Genomic DNA, 20,036 nt, shown 5'->3' on the forward strand with positions numbered 1-20,036 from the left:
CCGCACGCGCAACCGCCGAATCATCGACGATCAGGACGCGCTGGAGTCCCACATCCGGCAATGCGACCGGATCGGGAAACAGTGGTTGCACGGCGAACGCCACGACCGGCTCCTCCGCCTCAGGCCATGCCGACGATCTGGAGTTTTGATTCCAGCGTGTCGCGGTCGAAAGGCTTCATCACATATTCGTCGGCCCCCGCCTCGATCGCGGCACGGATGTATGCCATGCCGTTCTCGGTCGTGCAGAACACCACCTTGGGCCGCGACGGGATGTTCGAATCGCGGAGCGCTCGCAGGAAATCCATTCCGCTCATCACCGGCATGTTCCAGTCGAGCAGGATGACGTCGGGCGCCGATGCCAGACAGGCGTCGAGCGCCTCACGCCCGTCACAGGCTTCGGAAACCGTGAAGTCCAGCGTCTCCAGGATATGGCGGGCAACCTTGCGGATCACCTTGGAATCATCGACAACGAGGCAGGTCTTCATGGGATGGCCTTTTTACCAGCGGATAATCGCCGTTCGGACTATGGCAGCGAAGGGTAAGCGTCGCGTTAAGCGGCGGCCGCCTGCTGCGGCACCAGTGCCGCAAGATCGACGATCAGCATCGGTTCGCCATCGCGTTCGATCAGACCGGTGCCGACAGCCTGCCAGCCACGATCGAGCGCAAGACCGGATGACAGCGGCTGACGTTCGAACAGTGCGACGTCCTCCAGCGAATCGACCAGGATCGCGTAATGGTGCCCGTCGACACGGGTGATCACCGCCCGCCGGGCCGATTCCGGGGTAGGCTCCAGTCCCAGCGCGGTGCCGGTGTCGATCACCGTCACCACCCGGCTGCGCAATGCGACGAGCCCGCGAATCGCCGTTTCGGTACGCGGCACCTGAACCACCTCTGCGATGTCGACGACCGAATCGACCTGCGTCGTATCGATGGCGACGCCGCGTCCGGCGAAATGCGCGATCAGGAACAGGTCCATCAGCGACCTCCCGTAGCTTGCGCCAGCGCATCGAGCAGCGCGGGTCGATCGTATCGATAGATGCTGGCCACATCGCCGGTGATGGCGCTGCGCAGCCGGACGACCTTGCACGTGATGTCGTCCGCAACGCGGGCATCGTCCATCACCAGGGCGATGTCGGCGGGCGCAGATGCCGGCATCTGCGTCACACAGCGATAGCCCGACGCTTCCAGCATGGGACGCAGGAACGTCTCCATCCAGCCGCCGGAGTCCGTCTGCAACAGGCACACGCGCTCGCGTGAGGCCTGCCCCGCCTCACCGGCGAACAGGGCATGTGCGTCGAGCAGTTCGACCTGTTCGTTATCGATGATCACCACGCCCGCGATCGGACCGGATACGCGTGCCGGGGCGATCTCCGCCGGCAGTTGCACGATCTCGATGGGTTCGTGGATCGCATAGGCGATCTCCGTCTGTCCATCGGTCAGGCGAAGCACCGGCACTTCCAGCCGGTCGCCGATCGCGGCGGCGGCATACAGCGGCACCAGGCTGCCCCCGATCGCAAGTCGCAGCTGACCCGCGGTGTGACGGATCGCATCCGTCGCCACCGGTTCGACGCGGTCGATCGCCGCCAGCGGCAGCACCCGGCGTTGCCCGTCGAGATCCTCGAACAACAGGGCCGGCACGCTCGCCCGCTCCGCCTCGACCGTCTCGTCTTCCACCACCACAGTGCGATGGAAGCGCAGGCCCGCGACTGTCGCGATCCCCGATCCATCGAGCAGCAGCATCGGCAATCCGGAATCGGGCAGCGTCTGGCCGGCGTAGACGCCGGTCGCCATCACCGCGGGCGCGGCCGGCTTGACCACGAGTTCCTCGGTGTCGATCACATGATCGATACCGAGCGCATATTCGCCCTCGCGCGTCGAGACGATCGCCAGCGTCCGTTCGCCGACCCCCTCGCCGCCAGCGTTGATCCCCAGCAATCGACCCAGCGACACCAGCGGCAGGCGCCGACCGCGTACCGTTGCGACCTCCGCGTCGCCGACGATGTCGATCCGCACTGCCTCGCCACGAACGCGCAGGATTTCGTCGACCGACTGGCGGGCGATGGCGAACCGCTGCCCGCCGACGCCGACGACGATCGTCGACATGATGGACAAGGTCAGCGGCACGTAGATGACGATGGTCAGCCCCTTGCCCGCCTGATTGGTCAGGTGGATGCGGCCGCCGATGTGTTCGATGTTCGACCGGACCACGTCCATGCCGACGCCGCGGCCCGATATCGCCGTCACCGTGTCGCGGCTGGACAATCCGGCATGGAAGATCAGGTCCAGCCTGGCCGCGGCGTCCATCGCCGCCAGTTCGGCGTCGGTATACAGCTTTTGCGCGCGCGCCTTCGCGACCAGGCGATCGACGTCGATCCCGCGACCGTCGTCGGCGATCTCCACGAGGATCTGGTTGCCCGACTGGCGTGCAGAGACCAGCAGATGGCCCGCCTCGCGCTTGCCGGCCGCCCTGCGATCCGCCGGCGCCTCTATCCCGTGATCGACCGCATTACGGATGATGTGGACCAGCGGATCGCGCATCAGCTCGATCATCTCGCGGTCCAGCTCGACGTCCGATCCGTCGATGCTCAGCGCCACCTGCTTGCCCAGTTCGCCCGCCGTATCGCGCACCATGCGCGGCAACGCGGAAAACAGCGCGTCGATCTTTTGCATGCGCGTCCGCGTTACCGTGTCGCGCATCTCCGCCACCGTCAGCGACAGCCGCTCCAGCGCCGCCTCGACCAGCGGATCGACCTGTTCGTCCCGCAGTCGACGTGCCAGCTCGTTGCGGGCCAGCACCATCTCCGACATGCCGCTCATCATCCGGTCGAGCAGGTCGACGTTCAGCCGTACCGACCGGCTGTTGGCGCGGGGATGACTGGCCGGTTGTGAAGGAGCCAGCGGCTGCGCATCCTCGGCCAGCGCCGCAATCAGCAGATCTTCGCTCGAATCATCCAGCGCCGCGCCCGAATCGATCGCCTCGACGATCTCGCCGATCCGGTCGACGATCGCGAGTACCGCATCGACCAGCGTCCTGCCGGGTACACGCTTGCCGTCGCGCACCGCCGCCAGCACGTCCTCCGCGGCGTGGCTCAGCCGCGCGAGGCGAGGCAGGTCCAGGAAACCGCAGCTACCCTTCACGGTATGGACGAAACGGAAGATGGCATCCAGCCGGGCACGATCGGTGGGATCGGCTTCCCACGCCACGATCTCTCCCGAAAGCGCCTCCAGCGTTTCGCGAGTCTCGGCAATGAATTCCTGTAACAGGTCGTCCATGGGCCCCCGGAGATTACCGGCGGGTCATGGCCGATGAGGGGTTAAAGGGACGTTTACTCCCGTCCCGCCCTCGCCTCGCGAGACGTATCCTATCCGGCGTTGAACACCGCGCCGAGGATCATCACGTCCGCCGCCGGCTCGCTCACCTGCACCGCACCGCCAGCCTCCGCCACCAGCGTATGCACCAGATACGCCGCCGCCGCCCTTGGCGTGACGCCGCCCTCCTGCTCGCCGTGCGTCAGCGTGTTGCGCAGTTCGCCGTCCAGGATGATGCGTGGCCCCTCGATCTTGACGACGATTTCCAGCTGCCCGCCATTCTCCTCTCCGCCGACATCCAGCGTGCCGCCGCGCACCAGTGCCTCGCTGGCGATCAGCGTCAGGTTCAGCATCACCTTCAGCGCGGTTTTCGGCAGGGTTTCCGCCTCGACCCACCAGTTGAACGTCGTCCGTTTGTTGTCGACCAGCAGCCCCTCGATCGCCGTCTTCGCCTCGCGGCTGTCGACCTGCTCGCCGAAGCCGCCCGCGGCGCCGAACGCCAGGCGGAAGAACTTTAGCTTGTTCGCCGACGCCCGCGCGCTTTCGCTGAGCAGCTGGAACACGCGCGCGCGCATCTCGGGATCGTTCTCGTCACCAAGCAATTCCAGCCCGTTGTTGAGCGCGCCGACCGGCGACAGCAGGTCATGACATAACCGCGAGCACAACAAACTGGCGAAATCGACCGGGCTGACGGACATTCTGATCCCCTGAATCCTGTCGCTTCTGTGGCGGACGCGACTCGCGGTGGCAAGCGAACACGGCTGCCCCGATCGTTTCCCTTGTTGTGGCGCCGGGTCAGGGCGCCGGGATCATCGTCACCGGATCGAACCGCCCCTCGACCGTCCCGTCGTCCACCGCACGCCAGCATCGCACCTCGCCCGCCCCTGCGATCAGCCATAAAGTACCATCGGCGAGCGCGTGCGCGGCATCGCGCGGCGACGGCATCGGCACGCCGCCGGGATGCGAATGATAATGTCCGAGTATGCGCGGCCCGCCTTCCCGGGCACGCCGGTGTGCCGCGATCAGCGCCACGGGATCGATCTCGAACCATCGCGACGGATCGGCGGCGACGTTTCGGCACGGTTGCACCGCCGTGACTGCCCCCTCGCTCCCGAACAGCAGCCCGCATATCTCCACCATCGGCGAGGTTGCCGCGTCGTGCAGGATTCGATCGATCAGGTCGCTTGCAATCGTCACCGTCATGCCCACATCCGTAGGACATGGACCGGGGGGTTTCCATCATCGAGGCGACCATCGCCACCACGGCCGACGGCTGGCGGCTCGACCGTGCGCTGGCCGACGCGGTGCCGACCTTGTCGCGCGAACGACTGAAGGTGCTGATCGCCAGCGGCGCGGTGACGCGCGACGGCCAGATGGTGCGCGATCCCGCCAAGCGCGCCGCGGCCGGCGATCGCCTGTCGGTCATCGTCCCGCTGCCGACTTTGCCGCACAACGAGGCGCAGGATATCCCGCTGGTCGTCGCCTATGAGGACGAACATCTGATCGTCATCGACAAGCCTGCCGGCCTCGTCGTGCATCCCGCCGCCGGCAATCTGGACGGTACGCTCGTCAACGCGTTGCTCCACCATTGCGACGGCAGCCTGTCGGGCATCGGCGGCGTCGCGCGCCCCGGTATCGTCCATCGCATCGACAAGGACACGTCGGGGCTGATGGTGGCCGCCAAGACGGACCGCGCGCACGAGGGGCTGGCTCGCCAGTTTCACGATCACAGCATCGACCGCCGCTATCGCGCGATCGTCGGGGGCTTGCCCCGCCCGTCCGAAGGCAAGGTCGATGCGCCGCTCGCGCGCTCCGCCACCAATCGCAAGAAGATCGCGATCGTGCAGGGCGGCAAACGTGCGGTGACGCATTTCCGCACGATGCAGACGCTGCGCGATGCGGCATTGGTGGAATGCCGGCTGGAGACGGGGCGGACCCATCAGGTGCGTGTCCATATGGCCTCGATCGGTCATGCCTTGCTGGGCGACCCGGTTTATGGTAGAACAAAGGGTGCTCAAAAAGCGCTGCTCGAAACCCTGGGTTTCCGTCGGCAGGCCTTGCATGCCGCGCATCTGGGGTTCATTCATCCGGTGAAAAGCACCGCTTTGGCGTTCGATAGCGATATGCCTGCTGACATGCAGGAACTGTTCAGCGAGCTTCACGTATAGGTTCGAGCCGTTCGTCGCCGCAGTGCGGGACGATACGCCTCCGCAGAAAGGGAGATCAGATCATGGCAGCCCGCAGCAACGTCCCCGCGACGATTCCTGCCCTCGGCGGGGAGCAGAGCCTCAACCGCTACCTGTCCGAGATCAAGAAATTTCCCATTCTTGCTCCCGAGCAGGAATTCATGCTCGCCAAGCGCTTTCAGGAGCATGGCGACACCGATGCGGCGGCGCAGCTCGTCACGTCGCACCTCCGCCTCGTGGCGAAGATCGCGATGGGGTATCGCGGATACGGCCTGCCGACGTCCGAGCTGATCAGCGAGGGCAACATCGGCCTGATGCAGGGCGTCAAGAAGTTCGAGCCCGATCGTGGCTTCCGCCTCGCCACCTATGCGATGTGGTGGATCCGCGCCTCGATACAGGAATATATCCTGCGGTCGTGGAGCCTCGTGAAAATGGGGACCACCGCGGCGCAGAAGAAGTTGTTCTTCAACCTGCGCCGGATGAAGTCGAAGCTCGACGCGTTCGAGGACGGCGATTTGAAGCCTGAGCATATCACCAAGATCGCCACCGATCTGGGTGTTGCCGAAAGCGACGTCGTGTCGATGAACCGTCGCATGGCGATGGGCGGCGACACCTCGCTCAACGTCTCGATGCGCGAGGATGGCGAGGGCCAGTGGCAGGATTGGCTGCAGGACGACGCGCCGTTGCAGGACACCGTCGTCGCCGAAGCGCAGGAGGCGGATGTCCGCCACGGCATGTTGGTGTCGGCCATGGATGATCTCAACGATCGCGAGAAGCATATCCTTACCGAGCGCCGGCTGACCGACGATCCAAAGACGCTCGAGGAGCTGAGCCAGGTGTATGGCGTGTCACGCGAGCGCGTCCGCCAGATCGAAGTGCGGGCGTTCGAGAAGCTGCAAAAGGCGATGATGCGTATCGCCGGCGAAAAGCGGCTACTCGCGGCGGCGTAAGATGGTCGGCACCGTCGTCATCGGCGGCGGTGCGGCCGGGATCGCTGCGGCGCGCCGTTTGCAGGATGCCGGTGAGGATGTGCTTCTGGTCGAGGCGGGGGACCGGCTCGGCGGACGGGCGTATAGTGTCAGGCTCCAGAGCCTGTTCAATATTTGCGGCAAACCCGCGCATGGCCCGGAGTCTGCGTCACGGTCGGCGGAAGAGCAGGAGGCTCGAGCGGCCCCCTTGGGGACCGGTCGACCTGACAACATGTCCGGGGCGACGAAAGATGTTCGGCCCTGGGAGCCGACCATCGATCTCGGCTGTGGCTGGCTGCACTCCGCCGATCGCAATCCGTGGACCGCCATTGCCGAACGCGACGGCTTCGTGATCGATCGATCATGCCCCAATTGGGGTGTCCAGTGGAACGACCTGCATTTCCCACCCGACGAGAAGCGGGCCTCCACTGCGGCGTATCAGCGCTGGCATGACGCCGCGCTCGCCGCGCTGGATGGCCCCGACCAGCCACTCTCCGCTTTCGTCGCCGCAGACGATCCATGGCGTCCGATGATCGAAGCCATCTCCGGTTACGCCAATGGCGCGCCGCTCGATCAGGTCTCGTTGCACGACTGGGCCGCGTATGAGGATGCCGCGACGGACGACAACTGGGCGTTGCCCGCCGGCTATGGGACCCTCATCCTCCACCATGCCGTCGGCGTCCCGATACGTCTGAACACGCCCGTGACCCGCATCGATCACTCCGGGCACACGCTTCGCATCGAGACCCTCACCGGCACGATCGAAGCCGATCGCATCATCCTCGCCATTCCGACCACGGCATATGCCGCAATCGCGTTCGACCCGCCGCTCCCCGCCAAACAGGATGCAGCTGCCGCCCTTCCGCTCGGCCTTGCGGACAAGGTATTCTTCGCGGTGGACGATCCGGCATGGCCGGCGAACGCTCACCTCGTGGGAAATCCGCACGCTTCCTGCACGGCGAGTCACCGCCTCTCCCCTTTCGGCTTGCCGATCATCGAAAGCTTCTTCGGAGGCGCCTGTGCCGAAGCGATGCCGGACGCCAACGCAGCTACCGACTTTGCGAAGGAAGAACTGATCGGCCTGCTCGGCAGCGGCTGGCGCGATCGCCTGACCCCGCTGGCGGCTACCCATTGGCGCACGACACCGTTCATCCATGGCAGCTACAGCCACGCCCGGATCGGGCATGCAGGCGCACGCGCAGCGCTCGCCACACCGGTGGACGATCGCCTGTTCTTTGCCGGCGAAGCCTGCTCCTCGACCGACTTCTCCACTGCGCACGGTGCCTGTCGCACCGGCATCGACGCCGCCGAAGCGATCCTGGGCTTGCTGCCGACCGCTGCCGCCCCCTAGAAGCCGGCGATGATCCGCATCCTCCGCACCCTGTTCAAGGCCGGCCTGATCTTCGTCGGCATCAGCATGTTGTGGGTCGGCCTCTACCGCTTCGTGCCGGTGCCATTCACATGGACGATGGCGGGCGATCTCGCCGGCGGTCGCAGCGTCACCAAACGCTGGATGCCGCTGTCGGACATGGACCCCGACATGGCGCGCGCCGCGATCGCGGGTGAGGATTCACGATTCTGCGAACATCATGGCTTCGACTTTCGCGCGATCGCCGGCGCCGCCTATCGCAATGCAAAGGGCGGCCGTATCCGCGGCGGATCCACGATCAGCCAGCAGACGGCGAAGAACGCCTTTCTGTTTCAGGGCGGTGGTTATGTCCGCAAGGCGTTCGAGGCCTATTTTACCGTCTTGATCGAGACGCTGTGGAGCAAGCGGCGGATCATGGAGGTGTATCTCAACATCGCCGAGACCGGCATCGGCACGTATGGCGCGGACGCTGCGGCGATCCGGTATTTCAACCACGACGCATCGCGATTGTCGCCGACGGAAGCCGGTCGCATCGCCGCCGTCCTGCCACTGCCCAAGAAACGCGCGGCGATCGACCCCCGCGGCTTCGTCCGCCGCCACGGCAACACGCTGGCGCGCTACGTCGGCGTGGTGCGGCGGGGTGGGTTGGACGGCTGTTTGAGGTGAGTTTGGTCGGGGTCGAGGTTTCCCCAGACCGCGCACCCAGTGCTCACCTCCCCCTCCGTCACGGCTACGCCGCGCCGCCTCCCCCTCGCGGGGGGGGAGCGATAAGGCGGCACCATTCCAAGCTCCTCCACCGCGAGGGGGATAGAGATCATTTGGCGCCAGCCGAATGATCGAGGGGAGCTTCTTCGCCTACCCCTCTCCGTCAGCTCGGCGACCATCTCACCCTCGCGGAAGAGGGACGCCACATATCAGAACGGCAGCTTGAAACCCGGCGGCAGCGGCAATCCGCTGGTCATCTTGGACATCTCGGCGCCCGACACCGCATCCGCCTTGGTCCGCGCGTCGTTGAACGCCGCGGCCAGCAGATCCTCGAGCATCTGCTTTTCCGATACCTCGATCAGCGAATCGTCGATCGCGATGTTGATGATGCGGCCCTTGGCGCTCGCCTTCACCTTGACGAGGCCGCCGCCGGACACGCCCTCGACCTCGATCGTGTCGAGCTGGTCCTGTGCCTTCTGCAACTCGCTCTGGACGTTCTGCGCCATCGCGAGGATTTCATCGAGATTCTTCATGCGATACTCCGTTTGCCGGGCCAGGCTTCCAATTCAGCTTCCGGGAAAGCCGCGAACGCCGCCTTCACCAGCGGCGTATCGAGGATCGCCTGACGCGTCGCCTCTTCATCGGCCTTGGCCTGCTCGCGCAAGGTAGGCGCACCGGGCGCATCCTCCAAGGCGATCTTCCATACCGAGCCGGTCGCTTTCTTCAGCGCATCGGCGACATCGCGCAGCGTATCCGCCGACATCGGCCGCGATCCGCTCAGGATCAGCTCGGGAGCCTCGTAGCGGACGACGCGTGCGCCGTTGCTCAATTGCGCCGCGACCGCATGATACCCCTTGTCTTCCAGCAGCGTCACCAGCGCGGCGAAGTCGGTGGGCGTCCCCGGCTTGTCCGCCGCGACCGGGGTCGCCGGCGCGGGAGCGGGCGCAGCCGCCGGCGCGGACATCGCGCCCAGCTTGCCGCTCGCGATCTGCTTCGCCAGTTCACCGGGATCCGGGAGTGTCGAGGCGTGAATCGCACGCAGCAACGCCATCTCGGCCGCCTCGATCGGCAGGGCTGCCCTGGCGACCTCGTCGTGCCCTTTCAGGAACAATTGCCAAAGCCGGTGCAGCGCCGGGAACGACAGTTTTGCTGCCCATTCCGAACGCGCCGCGCGCTCCTCCGCCGGCTGCGCCGGGTCTTCGGCGGTGCCGACCTTGGCGAGCGTGATGCCGTGCACCGTCTCCAGCATCGACCGCAGCACCGACTGCGGATCGACCCCGTAATCATATTGCCGTCGCAAGCTGGCGAGCGCCGGGGCGGCATCACCCGCCAACACCAGTCCCAACAGATCGCGCACCGCGCCGCGGTCGGACAGCCCCAGCATCTGCCGGACGGCGTCAGCCGTCACGCCTCCGCCTTCGAGTCCCGCATGTGCTATGCCCTGATCCAGGATCGACAATCCGTCGCGCGCCGATCCTTCCGCCGCACGCGCGATCAGCATCAACGCCTCCGGCTCCGCTTCGACCTGCTCTTCGCGGCAGACGAAGGCAAAATGGGCGGCAAGCTGTTCGGCCGAGATTCGCCGCAGGTCGAACCGCTGGCAGCGCGACAGCACCGTGATCGGCACCTTGTTCACCTCGGTGGTGGCGAACAGGAACTTCACGTGGGCAGGCGGCTCCTCCAGCGTCTTCAACAACGCATTGAAGGCGTTCTTGGACAGCATGTGGACCTCGTCCACGATATAGATCTTGTAGCGCGCCGACACCGCGGCGTAGCGCGCCGCGTCGATGATCTCGCGCACGTCGTCGACGCCGGTGTGGCTCGCGGCGTCCATCTCGATCACGTCGATGTGCCGCCCCTCGGCGATCGCGCGGCAGGGCTCGCAGACGCCGCAGGGATCGATCGTCGGGCCGCCCTGCCCGTCTGGTCCGACGCAGTTCAGCGCCTTGGCGATCAACCGCGCGGTCGACGTCTTGCCGACTCCCCGGACGCCGGTCATCAGGAACGCATGCGCCAGCCGGTCGCGCTTGATCGCATTGCCCAGCGTGGTGACCATCGCGTCCTGCCCGATCAGCTCGGAAAAGGTCTGGGGACGGTATTTACGCGCAAGCACGCGGTACGGGGTCGCTGCCGCGGGTTGCGGCGGTTCGCCCAGATCGAAGGAATCGGCCATCGCGACGCATATAGGATGCGGGGGCGCTGGTGTCGAAGGGCTTGGTGGGGTGCGGGGTACTTGGCGCGTCATGGCAAAGCCATGACGTCAGACGGCGCTTGGCGCCGCTGGCCGCGCAAGCAGCGGCTTGCGGTGGGAGCCGGGACGACCCGCGGCGAAATCGTTGCGGCTGCTTCCTTCCGGACCTGACCGGGTTGGCGACGACCACGTCCGCCCGACTCCCGCGGCGCATATGGCGGGGTCGGGCGGCGGGATCAAGCCATCAGATCAACGATAGACGCGGAAGCAGCGCCGCACCGGCCCGTAATAGCCACGCTGAACCCGACATACGGTACGACCGCGACCGTAGCCGCCACGTCCATAGCCATAGCCCCGCCCGCGGTCGTAGCCGCGATGCCGGCCACGATCCCAGCGCCGGTCCGGCCCCCGGTTCCAGCGGCGATCATAACCGCGATGATCTCCACGATCGTAGCCGCGCTCGTAGCCGTGCCGCTGCGCCTCGGCGGGTGCCGGGGTCATGAGCGTTCCCGCGGCGAGCGCTGCGGCGCTGAACAATGCAATCAGCTTCATGATGGATACTCCTTTCACGCACCCGGCCAGCCGGGCATGACGCACCATCGCGCCGCCGCCATGCACGGTTCCTGAATTCGCCGTTGTCGAAATGTCAGGTTCGCTGCCGCAGCGTGCCGGTCAGATCGAGGGCACCCACACCGTCAGCCCGTCCAGCATCGGCGTCAGCCTGATCTGGCACGCCAGCCGGCTCGTCCGCGTTGCCGCGGGAACGAGGTCGAGCAGATCCTCCTCCTCCTCGCTGGCTGGCGGCAGTCGCGCGAAATCCTCCGCAGCGACGACGACATGGCATGTCGCGCAGGCGAGATCGCCGTCGCATGTCCCCTCCAGCGGCTGGCCATCCGCCTGCGCGACATCGAGCAGGCGTGCGCCCTCCACCCCCGCCGCCTCTCTCGCGCTGCCATCTGCGGCGACGAAGCGTACCCGGATCACGACCGCTGCCGATCCGCCGCCGCGACGATCGCATCCAGCCCGGTGCGAAGCTCATCCTCGGTGGTATACCGCCCGAAGCCCAGCCGGATGCTGGAGCGCGCCTGCGCATCGCTTAGCCCGATCGCACGCAACACATGGCTCGACCGCCCCGACCCGCTGGCGCACGCCGACCCCGCGGAAAAGGCGATGTCGCGACAATCCGACATCAGCCGCGCCACATCCAGCCCGTCTCGCCGCACATTGAGGTTGCCGCGATAGCGGAGTTCGACCGATCCGTTGATCGTCCAGCCGCGCAGCCGCCCGACCGCAAGCGCCCACAGCCGTTCGACATGCGCCGCATCGGCCTCGCCCCGTTCCGCCATCAAACGCGCCGCCACGCCGAAGCCGGCGCACAGGGCCGGCGACAGCGTTCCCGACCGTCCGCCCTCCTGATCGCCGCCATGCAGCAGCGGATCGAGCGTCACGCCGTCGCGGATCCACAGTGCGCCGATGCCTTTGGGTCCGTGGATCTTGTGAGCCGACATCGCGATCAGGTCGACGTCGGCCGGAATAGCGACGCGTCCGAACCCCTGCACCGCGTCACACAGGAACAGCGCGCCGGCCTCATGGGCCGCCTGTGCCAGCGTGGCGACGGGCTGGATGACGCCGATTTCGTTGTTCACCAGCATCACGGCAGCGAGTTGCGCCTCTCGGCGCGGCGTAAACATCACATCGAGCAGCGCCGGATCAGCCATGCCGTCACGATCGACGCCAATGATCCCGCGCTCTCCGAACTCGCGAGACGCCAGGGTATCCAGCACCGCCGCATGCTCCGTCGCCGCGGCTATGACGGTCGCACGACCGATGCCCTTGATCGCCCAGTTCAGCGCCTCCGTAGCGCCGCTCGTGAACACCACGCGCCCGCCCTTCGGCATGAGCGCGGCCACCTGCTCCCGCGCGACCTCGACCGCGGCCTTTGCCCCCCGCCCCGGCCGATGCGCCGAATGGGGATTGGCATGCTGCGTCTCGAACCACGGCAGCATCGCGGCCAACGCCTCGGGCGCGAGTGGCGCCGTCGCCTGATAATCGAGATAGATCACGCTGCGCGCCGGGTCGTTCGGGCCATCTGACGCCATGCGGCGATGAACGCGTCGACCTCCCCCTCGGTCGTCGTCCGGCCGAAGCTCACGCGGATCACTTCACGCCCGGCGGCCTCGTTCCAGCCCATCGCGGCGAGCACATGGCTCGGCTTCATGCTGCCGCTCGAACAGGCGCTGCCCGCCGAGACGGCAAAGCCGGCGCTGTCGAGCAGGATCAGCTGCGCCGCTGCCGCGCTTCCCCGCAATCGGTACGATCCGATCGCCGGATGCCGCGGGCTGTCCGCCGCGACGATCTCGCCCCCCGACCGCACGATCGCATCGTCCAGCCTCGCGCGCAGCGCGGAATGATCCGGCTCCGCCTCGGCCAGCGCCGCCGCATAACCGAGCACGCCCGGCAGATTCTCCGTACCCGGCCGATAGCCTCGCTCCTGCCCGCCGCTCGGATGCAGCAGCGCCAGATCGCGGACCAGCAGCGCGCCCACCCCCGGCGGCCCGCCGCGCTTGTGCGCCGACACTGCGACCAGATTGGCGATCTCCGCCAGTTCCGCCGACGCCGGCATCTGCGCCGCATCCACGAGCAGCTTGCCACCCGCATCGTGCACCACCGCGGCTATTCCGGCGATCGGCTGAAGCACACCCGTCTCGCTGTTCGCCCATTGCACACAGACCAGCGCCGGGTCAGCCGCCAGCATTGCCGCGAGTGCATCCAGATCGACGATGCCGTCCGCGCCGACCGGCACGACATCTGCGCCCGCGCTCGCGCGCATCACCGCATCGTGCTCCACCGCCGTGACGAGCCGCCGCTGCAACGTCGTCCGACCCAGCGCTATGGCCAGCGACTCGCTCGCCCCGCCGGTCAGCAACGTCTCGCCCCGCCAACCGTAGGCCGTCGCGATATCCCGGCGCGCCGTCTCCAGCGCCGCCCGAGCCGCGCGCCCCTCCGCATGCGGCGACGACGGATTCGCCCACAGCGTCAGCCCGCGCGCCATGGCGTCGCGCGCCGCGGCGGTCATCGGGGTTGTCGCGGCATGATCCAGATAGATACGGTTCGGCAGGATTCGTTCCAATTGCGCAAGGGAGCGTCACCCCTATATAGCGCGCAACATTCTGCGCTCCACCAGCGCGCCCCTTCTTACGTGGCGAGACTCATGCCCGAAGTCATTTTCCCCGGTCCCGAAGGCCGTCTCGAAGGGCGTTTCGCCCCGGCTCCCCGTCCCCGCGCGCCCGTCGCGATGATCCTTCACCCGCACCCGAGCGCGGGCGGCACGATGAACAACCGGCTGGTGCAGGAGCTCTACAAGACGTTCCAGCGCCGCGGATTCGCAACGCTGCGCTTCAACTTCCGCGGCGTCGGCAAGAGCCAGGGGACGTTCGATAACGGAGTCGGCGAACTCTCCGACGCGGCGAGCGCGCTCGACTGGGTGCAGAGCTTCCACCCTGAGGCGTCGACCACCTGGATCGCTGGCGTCAGCTTCGGCGCGTGGATCGGCATGCAGCTGCTGATGCGTCGCCCGGAAATCCGCGGCTTCATCTCGGTCGCGCCGCCCGCGAACATGTACGATTTCAGCTTCCTGGCGCCCTGCCCGTCATCGGGCATCATCATCCAGGGCGAAGCCGACGAGGTCGCGACCCCGGGCGCGACGCAGAAGCTGGTCGACAAGCTGCGCACACAGAAGCACATCACGATCCATCACGACACGATCCCGAAGGCGAATCACTTCTTCGAGAATGAGACGCCGGAATTGATGCGTTCGGTGGACAAGTATCTGGATATGCGGCTCGACCCGAACTCGCCGATCCGGTGACCTCAGTCGCCCATTCCTCCCCCGCGAGGGGGAGGTGGCATCGCGAAGCGGTGACGGAGGGGGAGGTAAGCGACGTATTCGATAACAGAGGACATCGCTTACCTCCCCCTCCACCATTCGGCTGACGCCGAACGGTCCCCCTCCCCCTGGCGGGTGAGGAATAAAGAATGGCTACATCTGCCAGATGACCACGTTGCCCAGCAGCACCGCAGCCATCACCAGCAACAGCACCGCCTTCTTTCGATCCCCGCCCCGCGCGAGTAGCGCACCGCCCCCGATCAGACAGGCGAAGCAACCCAGCATGGCAATGGCGGGTGCGGCATTGGCGATCGATCCAAGGGGGCCAGTCATGCGGAGATTGTGCCGCGATTGCCCCGGTAAGTCGAGCCACCCGCTATCAAACGCAACCTCCCCCCCTCCCTGCAAGGGAGGGTCAGGGGTGGGTGGAAGCCGGGCGATACGGTTCAGACCCAGCGCGTCCCGTCCATATCGCCAAGCAGCAACCTACCATCAGCCCCTCTGTTGCAGGGAGGGGAGCAGCATTCTTTAACAGCCCCGCCATAATGGCAGGGTAACGTCCGCTCAGCCGATCGCCCGCGCATAAGCATCGATGTCGACGTTCCCCCCCGACAGCACCACCAGCAGCCCCGGCTCCACCACCACTTTCCCCGCCAGTACCGCAGCCAGCCCGACCGCGCCGCCGGGTTCGATCACCAGCCGCAGATGCTCCGCTGCCCAGCGCTGCGCCTTTGCAATCTCTGCCTCGCTCACCGCCACGCCGGTCGCGTCGCGCCGCGACAGCACGTCGAACGTCAGCGGCGACACCCGCGTCGTCTGCAATGAATCGCACGCGGTCGGCGGTGGGTTCGGCCCGACCGGCTCGATCCACGATGCCTCCAGCGAACGGCGCATGTCGTCCCAGCCTTCGGGCTCGACCACGGTGATCGCCGCATCCTTGAGTCCCAGCGCGATACCCGCCGACAGCCCCCCGCCGCCGCACGGCACCACCGCCCGCACCACTGGCCCAAGCCCGAGCGCCACCATCTGCGCTTCCGCTTCGATGCCCGCGCTCCCCTGACCCTCGATGATCCACGCGTCGTCGAAGCTCGGCACCAACGTCGCGCCCCGCGCCTCCGCCAGCCGCCCGGCGATCGCCTCGCGGCTTTCGGTCGCGCGGTCGTAGCGGACCACCTCCGCGCCCAGCGCCAGCGTCCCCTCCAGCTTTGCACGCGGCGCATCTGCGGGCATCACGATCGTTGCCGCGATCCCCAGCCGTTTCGCCGCCCAGGCGACCCCCTGCGCATGATTCCCCGACGAGAACGCCACCACCCCGCGACGTCGCGCATCCTCGTCCAATGCGGTCAGTCGATGCCACGCGCCGCGAATCTTGAACGCGCCAATCGGCTGCAACGATTCGGCCTTGAACGCGACGTCTAGACCTTTGATTTCACGCGTATAAAGCGGCGTCGGCGGCAGGATGCGGGCGATCTTTTCGGCGGCATCCCGCACCCCCGCCCGCGTCGGCTGTCGCAAAATCGTCACTATCTGTCCTTTCGTGCACCAACCCACTTTACATGGGGGTCGGACGACCATAGATCGCGCTTCCGCTGCCCCATGGGACTTCCAACCGCAAGGCAGCTTTTGTCACCGTATGCCGAAAGGCAATTGGAGGTCCCTTGAATTGGCCAAGCACGATAGCGCGCTGGGGTTAGCGCCCCTCTCGACCGCCCGTACCGCATCTGTTCGCGGGGGCATCGACATCGCCAAGGCGCGCCCGGTGGACCCGGTCACGCTCGTTCGTCCGCACGCCGCGGCACGGGCAGCCCGATTCTTCGTCGAGAAGTTTCCGGGCCGCTCGATGTACGCGGTGAAGGCGAACCCCAGCCCGGATCTGCTTCAGATCCTCTGGGATAACGGCATCACGCATTACGATACCGCGTCGATCGCCGAAGTGCGTCTGGTCAAGGCGACGCTGCCGAATGCCACCTGCTGCTTCATGCACCCGGTCAAGTCGGAAGAGGCGATCGCCGAGGCGTATTTCGTCCATGACGTGAAGACGTTCTCGCTCGACAGCATGGAAGAGCTCGACAAGATCGTCGTCGCCACCCGTGGCGCGACCGACCTGACGCTGTGCGTGCGGCTGCGCGTGTCGTCGGAATATGCCAAGCTCAGCCTCGGTTCGAAGTTCGGCGTCGGCCCCGGCGAGACCAGGGAACTGCTGATGGCGACCCGTCAGGTCGCCGATGCGCTTGGCATCTGCTTCCACGTCGGCAGCCAGACGATGTCGCCCGACGCGTATTCCAACGCGATGGAGCGCGCCCGCGCTGCGATCGTCGAGGCGGCAGTGACCGTGGACGTTATCGACGTCGGCGGCGGCTTCCCGTCGAGCTATCCCGGCATGACCCCGCCGCCGCTGGAGCGTTTCTTCGAGACGATCCACCGCGCGTTCGAGAGCCTGCCGATCAGCTATTCGGCCGAATTGTGGGCCGAGCCGGGCCGCTCGCTGTGCGCGGAATACGCCTCGGTCGTGGTGCGCGTCGAGCGTCGCCGCGGCACCGAGCTGTACATCAACGACGGCGCCTATGGCACGTTGTTCGATGCCGCGCATATCGGCTGGAAGTATCCGGTGCAGCTGCTCCGCGAACCGGACAGCGACGCGCGCGACATGGACTTCGCCTTCTGGGGTCCGACCTGCGACGACCTCGACTATATGGCCGGCCCGTTCCCGCTGCCCGCGGACACCAACACCGGCGATTATTTCGAGATCGGCATGCTCGGCGCCTATGGCTCGGCGATGCGCACGCAGTTCAACGGCTTCGGCATCAGCGAGAATGTGATCGCCGATGACGAACCGATGCTCTCGGTCTATATCGAGGACGACCGGCTGGACCAGCGCGCGACCAACGTCGTCAAGCTGTAACGCCCGCCGACTAACGAACGATCTTCCCCCCTTCCGCTGCGGCGGGAGGGGAGGCTTTGGGTTTCCGCGTCCCCAAGTAAGTGAATGACGACGGGTTCTGGATAGCCAAAGGCGAACCATGACCGATACCCTGAACAAGACCGCCGGTGCGAACGCGCCGATCAACGACAATCGCAAGGCCGAACTGCTGTCGAAGCAGGTCAAGCACATCGACATCAAGAGCTTCGACGCGCGTCCGATCGTCGATGCGATGGCCGACATGAGCTTCACCAGCCGCGACCTCGGCCGCGCGACCAACATCTACAACCAGATGCTGGCCGACAAGGATTGCTCGATCTTCCTCGTCATCGCCGGATCGACCTCGGCCGGCGGCTGCATGGACCTCTATGCCGACCTCGTGCGCAACAACATGGTCGACGGCATCGTCGCGACCGGCGCGACCATCGTCGATATGGATTTTTTCGAAGGCCTCGGCCACAAGCACTTCCAGGCGCTCGAAATCCCCGACGACGACACACTGCGCTCGCTCTACATCGACCGCATCTACGACACCTACATCGACGAGGAAGCGCTCCAGAACGTCGACCACACGATCTTCGAGATCGCCGAATCGCTCGAGCCGCGCGCCTATTCCAGCCGCGAATTCATCCGCGAGATGGGCAAGTACCTCGTCGAACACGGCAAGAAGGAGAACAGCCTCGTCAAGCTCGCCTATGAGCATGACGTGCCGATCTTCTGCCCGGCGTTCGTCGACAGCTCGGCCGGCTTCGGCCTCGTCAAGCATCAGGTCGATGCCGCCAAGGCTGGCCGCCCGTATCTGATGATCGACGCGGTCGCCGACTTCCGCGAACTCACGCAGATCAAGATCGAGGCGGGTGTCACCGGCTTGCTGATGATCGGCGGCGGCGTGCCGAAGAACTTCATCCAGGACACCGTCGTCTGCGCCGAAATCCTCGGCCATGACGACGTGCAGGTCCACAAATACGCGGTGCAGATCACCGTCGCCGACGTCCGCGACGGCGCCTGCTCGTCCTCGACGCTGCAAGAGGCGGCGAGCTGGGGCAAGGTCAACACCGGCATCGAACAGATGGTCTTCGCCGAGGCCGGCTCGGTCATGCCGCTGCTCGCATCCGACGCCTATCACCGCGGCCTGTGGAAGGACCGCCCGGTCCACCGCTGGAGCAAGCTGTTCGACAAGTAAGCGCACGATGCGGGGCGGAGGAAACTCCGCCCTGTTTGTCTTCCTCATTCCTCCCCCCGCCAGGGGGAGGTGGCGCGGCAAAGCCGTGACGGAGGGGGAGGTAAGCGACGAATTTTATGACGGGGGGATGCGGCTTACCTCCCCCTCCGTCAGCTGCGCTGCCACCTCCCCCTGGCGGGGGAGGAATGAGTTGCACGCACTCAATCACTAATGCACCCTTCCGAAAACGGGAAAACGGGAGGGGAACCCAGATCATGCACAGCGAAATCCTGCGGCCCATGGTCGCGCTCATCGCCTGGACCTTGGTGATGCTCGTCTGGATGATGGCCACCCGCCTGCCGGCGATGAAGGCGGCCGGCATCGATCTCGGCAAGCTCGTCGGCAGCAAGCCCGCCGACGCCGACCGCGGACTGCCGCCCCACATCCAGTGGATCGCGCACAACCACAATCACCTGATGGAACAGCCGACGCTGTTCTACGCGATCTGCACCGTGATCGCGCTCAGTGGCACCGGCAACGGCGTCAACGCGGCCGTCGCCTGGGTCTATGTCGCTCTGCGGGTGCTACATTCGCTGGTACAGGCAACGGTGAACCGGGTAGGACCTCGCTTCATGCTGTACCTCGCCTCCACCGTCGCGCTTGCCGCGCTCACGCTCCATGCCTCGATGGCAGTGTTCTGATGGGCAAGGGAGAAGGCTTCGAACGCCACCGCCAACCGTGGACGCAGGACGAGATCCAGAAGCTCCACACGCTGGCGAAAAAGGGCATGGCGCTGAAGGCGATAGCCAAGGCCCTCACCCGCAGCGAGGAATCGACCAAGGACCGCGCCAAGGCCGACGGGCTGTCGATCGCCAAGTTGCGGTAGGACGCCGGTCGCATCACACTCACCCACTGCCGCAACGAATGACGGGGCCAACGATCGCCGGCGGTGTGAGTATGCGTAATTGGTGGAAAGCGGAACGACTGCTTTCCGCACCCATATGTCTTAAACCGACGAACAGCGCATTTTTTTTGATCATAGTTCGGTTCGCTTGGCAAAACGAAGCTGAGTGATAACAATGGTGAGGCCTTCTCTTTTATCCCCCCGTTCGACGTCGCCCGATAAGGCGACGGTTCGTTCGGTCGCCCCCCCTTCCAGATCATCAGGCATTCGCTTGTTCGTGATCTCGGCATAGGCGCTACCAACGGCTTTGTTGGCAAAGCTAATCAAATAGCGGGGGCAGTCTGGACCTCCCGACAATTTCGGACCGACATGAAAGGTAAAAGGAGACGCGACGTAGAGGAGGGCTGTGCCTTCAACCCTGTCGCTTGCCGATAAT

General features: G+C 66.0%; 23 protein-coding genes and 1 other RNA gene. 9 read left to right on the forward strand and 15 right to left on the reverse strand.

All coding sequences use genetic code 11. The features are described 5' to 3' along the window. Positions 1–119: 119 nt before the first annotated feature. The 5 genes from NF699_05165 to NF699_05185 form a co-directional block, all read right to left on the reverse strand. Positions 120–485: a response regulator gene (locus NF699_05165; protein USU06069.1), complete on the reverse strand. Its 366-nt coding sequence runs from the start codon at positions 483–485 to the stop codon at positions 120–122. A gap of 65 nt (positions 486–550) precedes the next feature. Then, positions 551–976, reverse strand: a complete 426-nt coding sequence (locus tag NF699_05170) for a chemotaxis protein CheW (GenBank protein ID USU06070.1) — start codon at positions 974–976, stop codon at positions 551–553. Beyond that, positions 976–3,273 carry a chemotaxis protein CheW gene (locus tag NF699_05175; protein ID USU06071.1) on the reverse strand — a complete coding sequence of 766 codons (2,298 nt, stop codon included), beginning with the start codon at positions 3,271–3,273 and terminating at the stop codon, positions 976–978. The genes NF699_05170 and NF699_05175 overlap by 1 nt, the downstream gene beginning before the upstream one ends. An 89-nt stretch (positions 3,274–3,362) precedes the next feature. Beyond that, a complete protein-coding gene (locus NF699_05180; GenBank protein ID USU06072.1) occupies positions 3,363–4,007 on the reverse strand; it encodes a histidine phosphotransferase family protein in 645 nt (214 codons plus the stop codon). Positions 4,008–4,104: 97 nt separating this feature from the next. Beyond that, entirely contained in the window at positions 4,105–4,512 is a 408-nt protein-coding gene (locus tag NF699_05185; GenBank protein USU06073.1) for a M67 family metallopeptidase, read from the reverse strand. Positions 4,513–4,529: 17 nt separating this feature from the next. Here NF699_05185 and NF699_05190 point away from each other — a divergent pair, with 17 nt between their 5' ends. From NF699_05190 to mtgA, 4 genes are all read left to right on the forward strand, one after another. Then, positions 4,530–5,477, forward strand: a complete 948-nt coding sequence (locus tag NF699_05190) for an RluA family pseudouridine synthase (GenBank protein ID USU06074.1) — start codon at positions 4,530–4,532, stop codon at positions 5,475–5,477. A 62-nt stretch (positions 5,478–5,539) separates the two neighbouring features. Continuing rightward, entirely contained in the window at positions 5,540–6,445 is a 906-nt protein-coding gene (gene rpoH / locus NF699_05195; GenBank protein USU06075.1) for an RNA polymerase sigma factor RpoH, read from the forward strand. Between the two features lies 1 nt (position 6,446). After that, entirely contained in the window at positions 6,447–7,814 is a 1,368-nt protein-coding gene (locus NF699_05200; protein USU06076.1) for an FAD-dependent oxidoreductase, read from the forward strand. Positions 7,815–7,823: 9 nt separating this feature from the next. Then, complete coding sequence (mtgA, locus tag NF699_05205) at positions 7,824–8,498, forward strand: monofunctional biosynthetic peptidoglycan transglycosylase (GenBank protein USU06077.1); 675 nt, start codon at positions 7,824–7,826, stop codon at positions 8,496–8,498. A gap of 248 nt (positions 8,499–8,746) precedes the next feature. On the opposite strand, the gene NF699_05210 is transcribed toward mtgA, so the two are convergent. The 7 genes from NF699_05210 to NF699_05240 form a co-directional block, all read right to left on the reverse strand. Next, a complete protein-coding gene (locus NF699_05210; protein ID USU06078.1) occupies positions 8,747–9,070 on the reverse strand; it encodes a YbaB/EbfC family nucleoid-associated protein in 324 nt (107 codons plus the stop codon). Continuing rightward, a complete protein-coding gene (locus NF699_05215) occupies positions 9,067–10,710 on the reverse strand; it encodes a DNA polymerase III subunit gamma/tau (GenBank protein ID USU06079.1) in 1,644 nt (547 codons plus the stop codon). Before NF699_05215 ends, NF699_05210 begins: the two co-directional genes overlap by 4 nt. A 129-nt stretch (positions 10,711–10,839) precedes the next feature. Next, an RNA gene (ffs, locus tag NF699_05220) (signal recognition particle sRNA small type) lies at positions 10,840–10,935 on the reverse strand. A gap of 42 nt (positions 10,936–10,977) precedes the next feature. Continuing rightward, positions 10,978–11,280 carry a hypothetical protein gene (locus NF699_05225; GenBank protein ID USU06080.1) on the reverse strand — a complete coding sequence of 101 codons (303 nt, stop codon included), beginning with the start codon at positions 11,278–11,280 and terminating at the stop codon, positions 10,978–10,980. A 120-nt stretch (positions 11,281–11,400) separates the two neighbouring features. Beyond that, positions 11,401–11,712 carry a 2Fe-2S iron-sulfur cluster-binding protein gene (locus NF699_05230; GenBank protein USU06081.1) on the reverse strand — a complete coding sequence of 104 codons (312 nt, stop codon included), beginning with the start codon at positions 11,710–11,712 and terminating at the stop codon, positions 11,401–11,403. Beyond that, complete coding sequence (locus NF699_05235; protein USU07008.1) at positions 11,709–12,791, reverse strand: cysteine desulfurase; 1,083 nt, start codon at positions 12,789–12,791, stop codon at positions 11,709–11,711. Before NF699_05235 ends, NF699_05230 begins: the two co-directional genes overlap by 4 nt. Then, complete coding sequence (locus NF699_05240; GenBank protein USU07009.1) at positions 12,788–13,804, reverse strand: aminotransferase class V-fold PLP-dependent enzyme; 1,017 nt, start codon at positions 13,802–13,804, stop codon at positions 12,788–12,790. Before NF699_05240 ends, NF699_05235 begins: the two co-directional genes overlap by 4 nt. Before the next feature lie 135 nt (positions 13,805–13,939). Here NF699_05240 and NF699_05245 point away from each other — a divergent pair, with 135 nt between their 5' ends. Next, entirely contained in the window at positions 13,940–14,596 is a 657-nt protein-coding gene (locus NF699_05245; protein USU06082.1) for an alpha/beta hydrolase, read from the forward strand. 171 nt (positions 14,597–14,767) lie between these two features. Here the strand turns inward: NF699_05245 and NF699_05250 are convergent, their stop codons facing one another. Together NF699_05250 and NF699_05255 are read right to left on the reverse strand one after the other, a co-directional pair. After that, positions 14,768–14,947 (reverse strand): hypothetical protein, encoded by a 180-nt coding sequence (locus tag NF699_05250; protein USU06083.1) that lies wholly within the window; start codon positions 14,945–14,947, stop codon positions 14,768–14,770. 231 nt (positions 14,948–15,178) lie between these two features. Next, the gene (locus NF699_05255) at positions 15,179–16,138 is read right to left on the reverse strand and encodes a threonine/serine dehydratase (GenBank protein ID USU06084.1); all 960 of its coding nucleotides are present in this window, start codon (positions 16,136–16,138) and stop codon (positions 15,179–15,181) included. A 139-nt stretch (positions 16,139–16,277) separates the two neighbouring features. On the opposite strand from NF699_05255, the gene NF699_05260 reads away from it, so the two are divergent. The 4 genes from NF699_05260 (at position 16,278) to NF699_05275 (ending at position 19,582) form a co-directional block, all read left to right on the forward strand. Then, entirely contained in the window at positions 16,278–17,516 is a 1,239-nt protein-coding gene (locus NF699_05260; GenBank protein ID USU06085.1) for a type III PLP-dependent enzyme, read from the forward strand. A gap of 118 nt (positions 17,517–17,634) precedes the next feature. Then, on the forward strand, positions 17,635–18,717 hold the full coding sequence (locus NF699_05265) for a deoxyhypusine synthase (GenBank protein USU06086.1): 1,083 nt from the start codon (positions 17,635–17,637) through the stop codon (positions 18,715–18,717). A 254-nt stretch (positions 18,718–18,971) separates the two neighbouring features. Continuing rightward, on the forward strand, positions 18,972–19,397 hold the full coding sequence (locus NF699_05270; GenBank protein USU06087.1) for an MAPEG family protein: 426 nt from the start codon (positions 18,972–18,974) through the stop codon (positions 19,395–19,397). Then, on the forward strand, positions 19,397–19,582 hold the full coding sequence (locus NF699_05275) for a hypothetical protein (protein ID USU06088.1): 186 nt from the start codon (positions 19,397–19,399) through the stop codon (positions 19,580–19,582). The genes NF699_05270 and NF699_05275 overlap by 1 nt, the downstream gene beginning before the upstream one ends. A gap of 150 nt (positions 19,583–19,732) precedes the next feature. On the opposite strand, the gene NF699_05280 is transcribed toward NF699_05275, so the two are convergent. Next, positions 19,733–19,927, reverse strand: a complete 195-nt coding sequence (locus NF699_05280) for a hypothetical protein (protein USU06089.1) — start codon at positions 19,925–19,927, stop codon at positions 19,733–19,735. Positions 19,928–20,036 lie beyond the last annotated feature (109 nt).

Source organism: Sphingomonadaceae bacterium OTU29LAMAA1 (assembly GCA_024072375.1).
GTDB lineage: Bacteria > Pseudomonadota > Alphaproteobacteria > Sphingomonadales > Sphingomonadaceae > Sphingomonas.

Excerpts from the sequence above, each read along its gene's own strand:
- NF699_05165 (USU06069.1), bottom strand. The coding sequence starts at position 485 with ATGAAGACCTGCCTCGTTGTCGATGATTCCAAGGTGATCCGCAAGGTT.
- NF699_05170 (USU06070.1), bottom strand. The coding sequence starts at position 976 with ATGGACCTGTTCCTGATCGCGCATTTCGCCGGACGCGGCGTCGCCATC.
- NF699_05175 (USU06071.1), bottom strand. The coding sequence starts at position 3,273 with ATGGACGACCTGTTACAGGAATTCATTGCCGAGACTCGCGAAACGCTG.
- NF699_05180 (USU06072.1), bottom strand. The coding sequence starts at position 4,007 with ATGTCCGTCAGCCCGGTCGATTTCGCCAGTTTGTTGTGCTCGCGGTTA.
- NF699_05185 (USU06073.1), bottom strand. The coding sequence starts at position 4,512 with ATGACGGTGACGATTGCAAGCGACCTGATCGATCGAATCCTGCACGAC.
- NF699_05190 (USU06074.1), top strand. The coding sequence starts at position 4,530 with ATGGACCGGGGGGTTTCCATCATCGAGGCGACCATCGCCACCACGGCC.
- rpoH (USU06075.1), top strand. The coding sequence starts at position 5,540 with ATGGCAGCCCGCAGCAACGTCCCCGCGACGATTCCTGCCCTCGGCGGG.
- NF699_05200 (USU06076.1), top strand. The coding sequence starts at position 6,447 with ATGGTCGGCACCGTCGTCATCGGCGGCGGTGCGGCCGGGATCGCTGCG.
- mtgA (USU06077.1), top strand. The coding sequence starts at position 7,824 with ATGATCCGCATCCTCCGCACCCTGTTCAAGGCCGGCCTGATCTTCGTC.
- NF699_05210 (USU06078.1), bottom strand. The coding sequence starts at position 9,070 with ATGAAGAATCTCGATGAAATCCTCGCGATGGCGCAGAACGTCCAGAGC.
- NF699_05215 (USU06079.1), bottom strand. The coding sequence starts at position 10,710 with ATGGCCGATTCCTTCGATCTGGGCGAACCGCCGCAACCCGCGGCAGCG.
- NF699_05225 (USU06080.1), bottom strand. The coding sequence starts at position 11,280 with ATGAAGCTGATTGCATTGTTCAGCGCCGCAGCGCTCGCCGCGGGAACG.
- NF699_05240 (USU07009.1), bottom strand. The coding sequence starts at position 13,804 with ATGACCGCCGCGGCGCGCGACGCCATGGCGCGCGGGCTGACGCTGTGG.
- NF699_05245 (USU06082.1), top strand. The coding sequence starts at position 13,940 with ATGCCCGAAGTCATTTTCCCCGGTCCCGAAGGCCGTCTCGAAGGGCGT.
- NF699_05250 (USU06083.1), bottom strand. The coding sequence starts at position 14,947 with ATGACTGGCCCCCTTGGATCGATCGCCAATGCCGCACCCGCCATTGCC.
- NF699_05265 (USU06086.1), top strand. The coding sequence starts at position 17,635 with ATGACCGATACCCTGAACAAGACCGCCGGTGCGAACGCGCCGATCAAC.
- NF699_05270 (USU06087.1), top strand. The coding sequence starts at position 18,972 with ATGCACAGCGAAATCCTGCGGCCCATGGTCGCGCTCATCGCCTGGACC.
- NF699_05275 (USU06088.1), top strand. The coding sequence starts at position 19,397 with ATGGGCAAGGGAGAAGGCTTCGAACGCCACCGCCAACCGTGGACGCAG.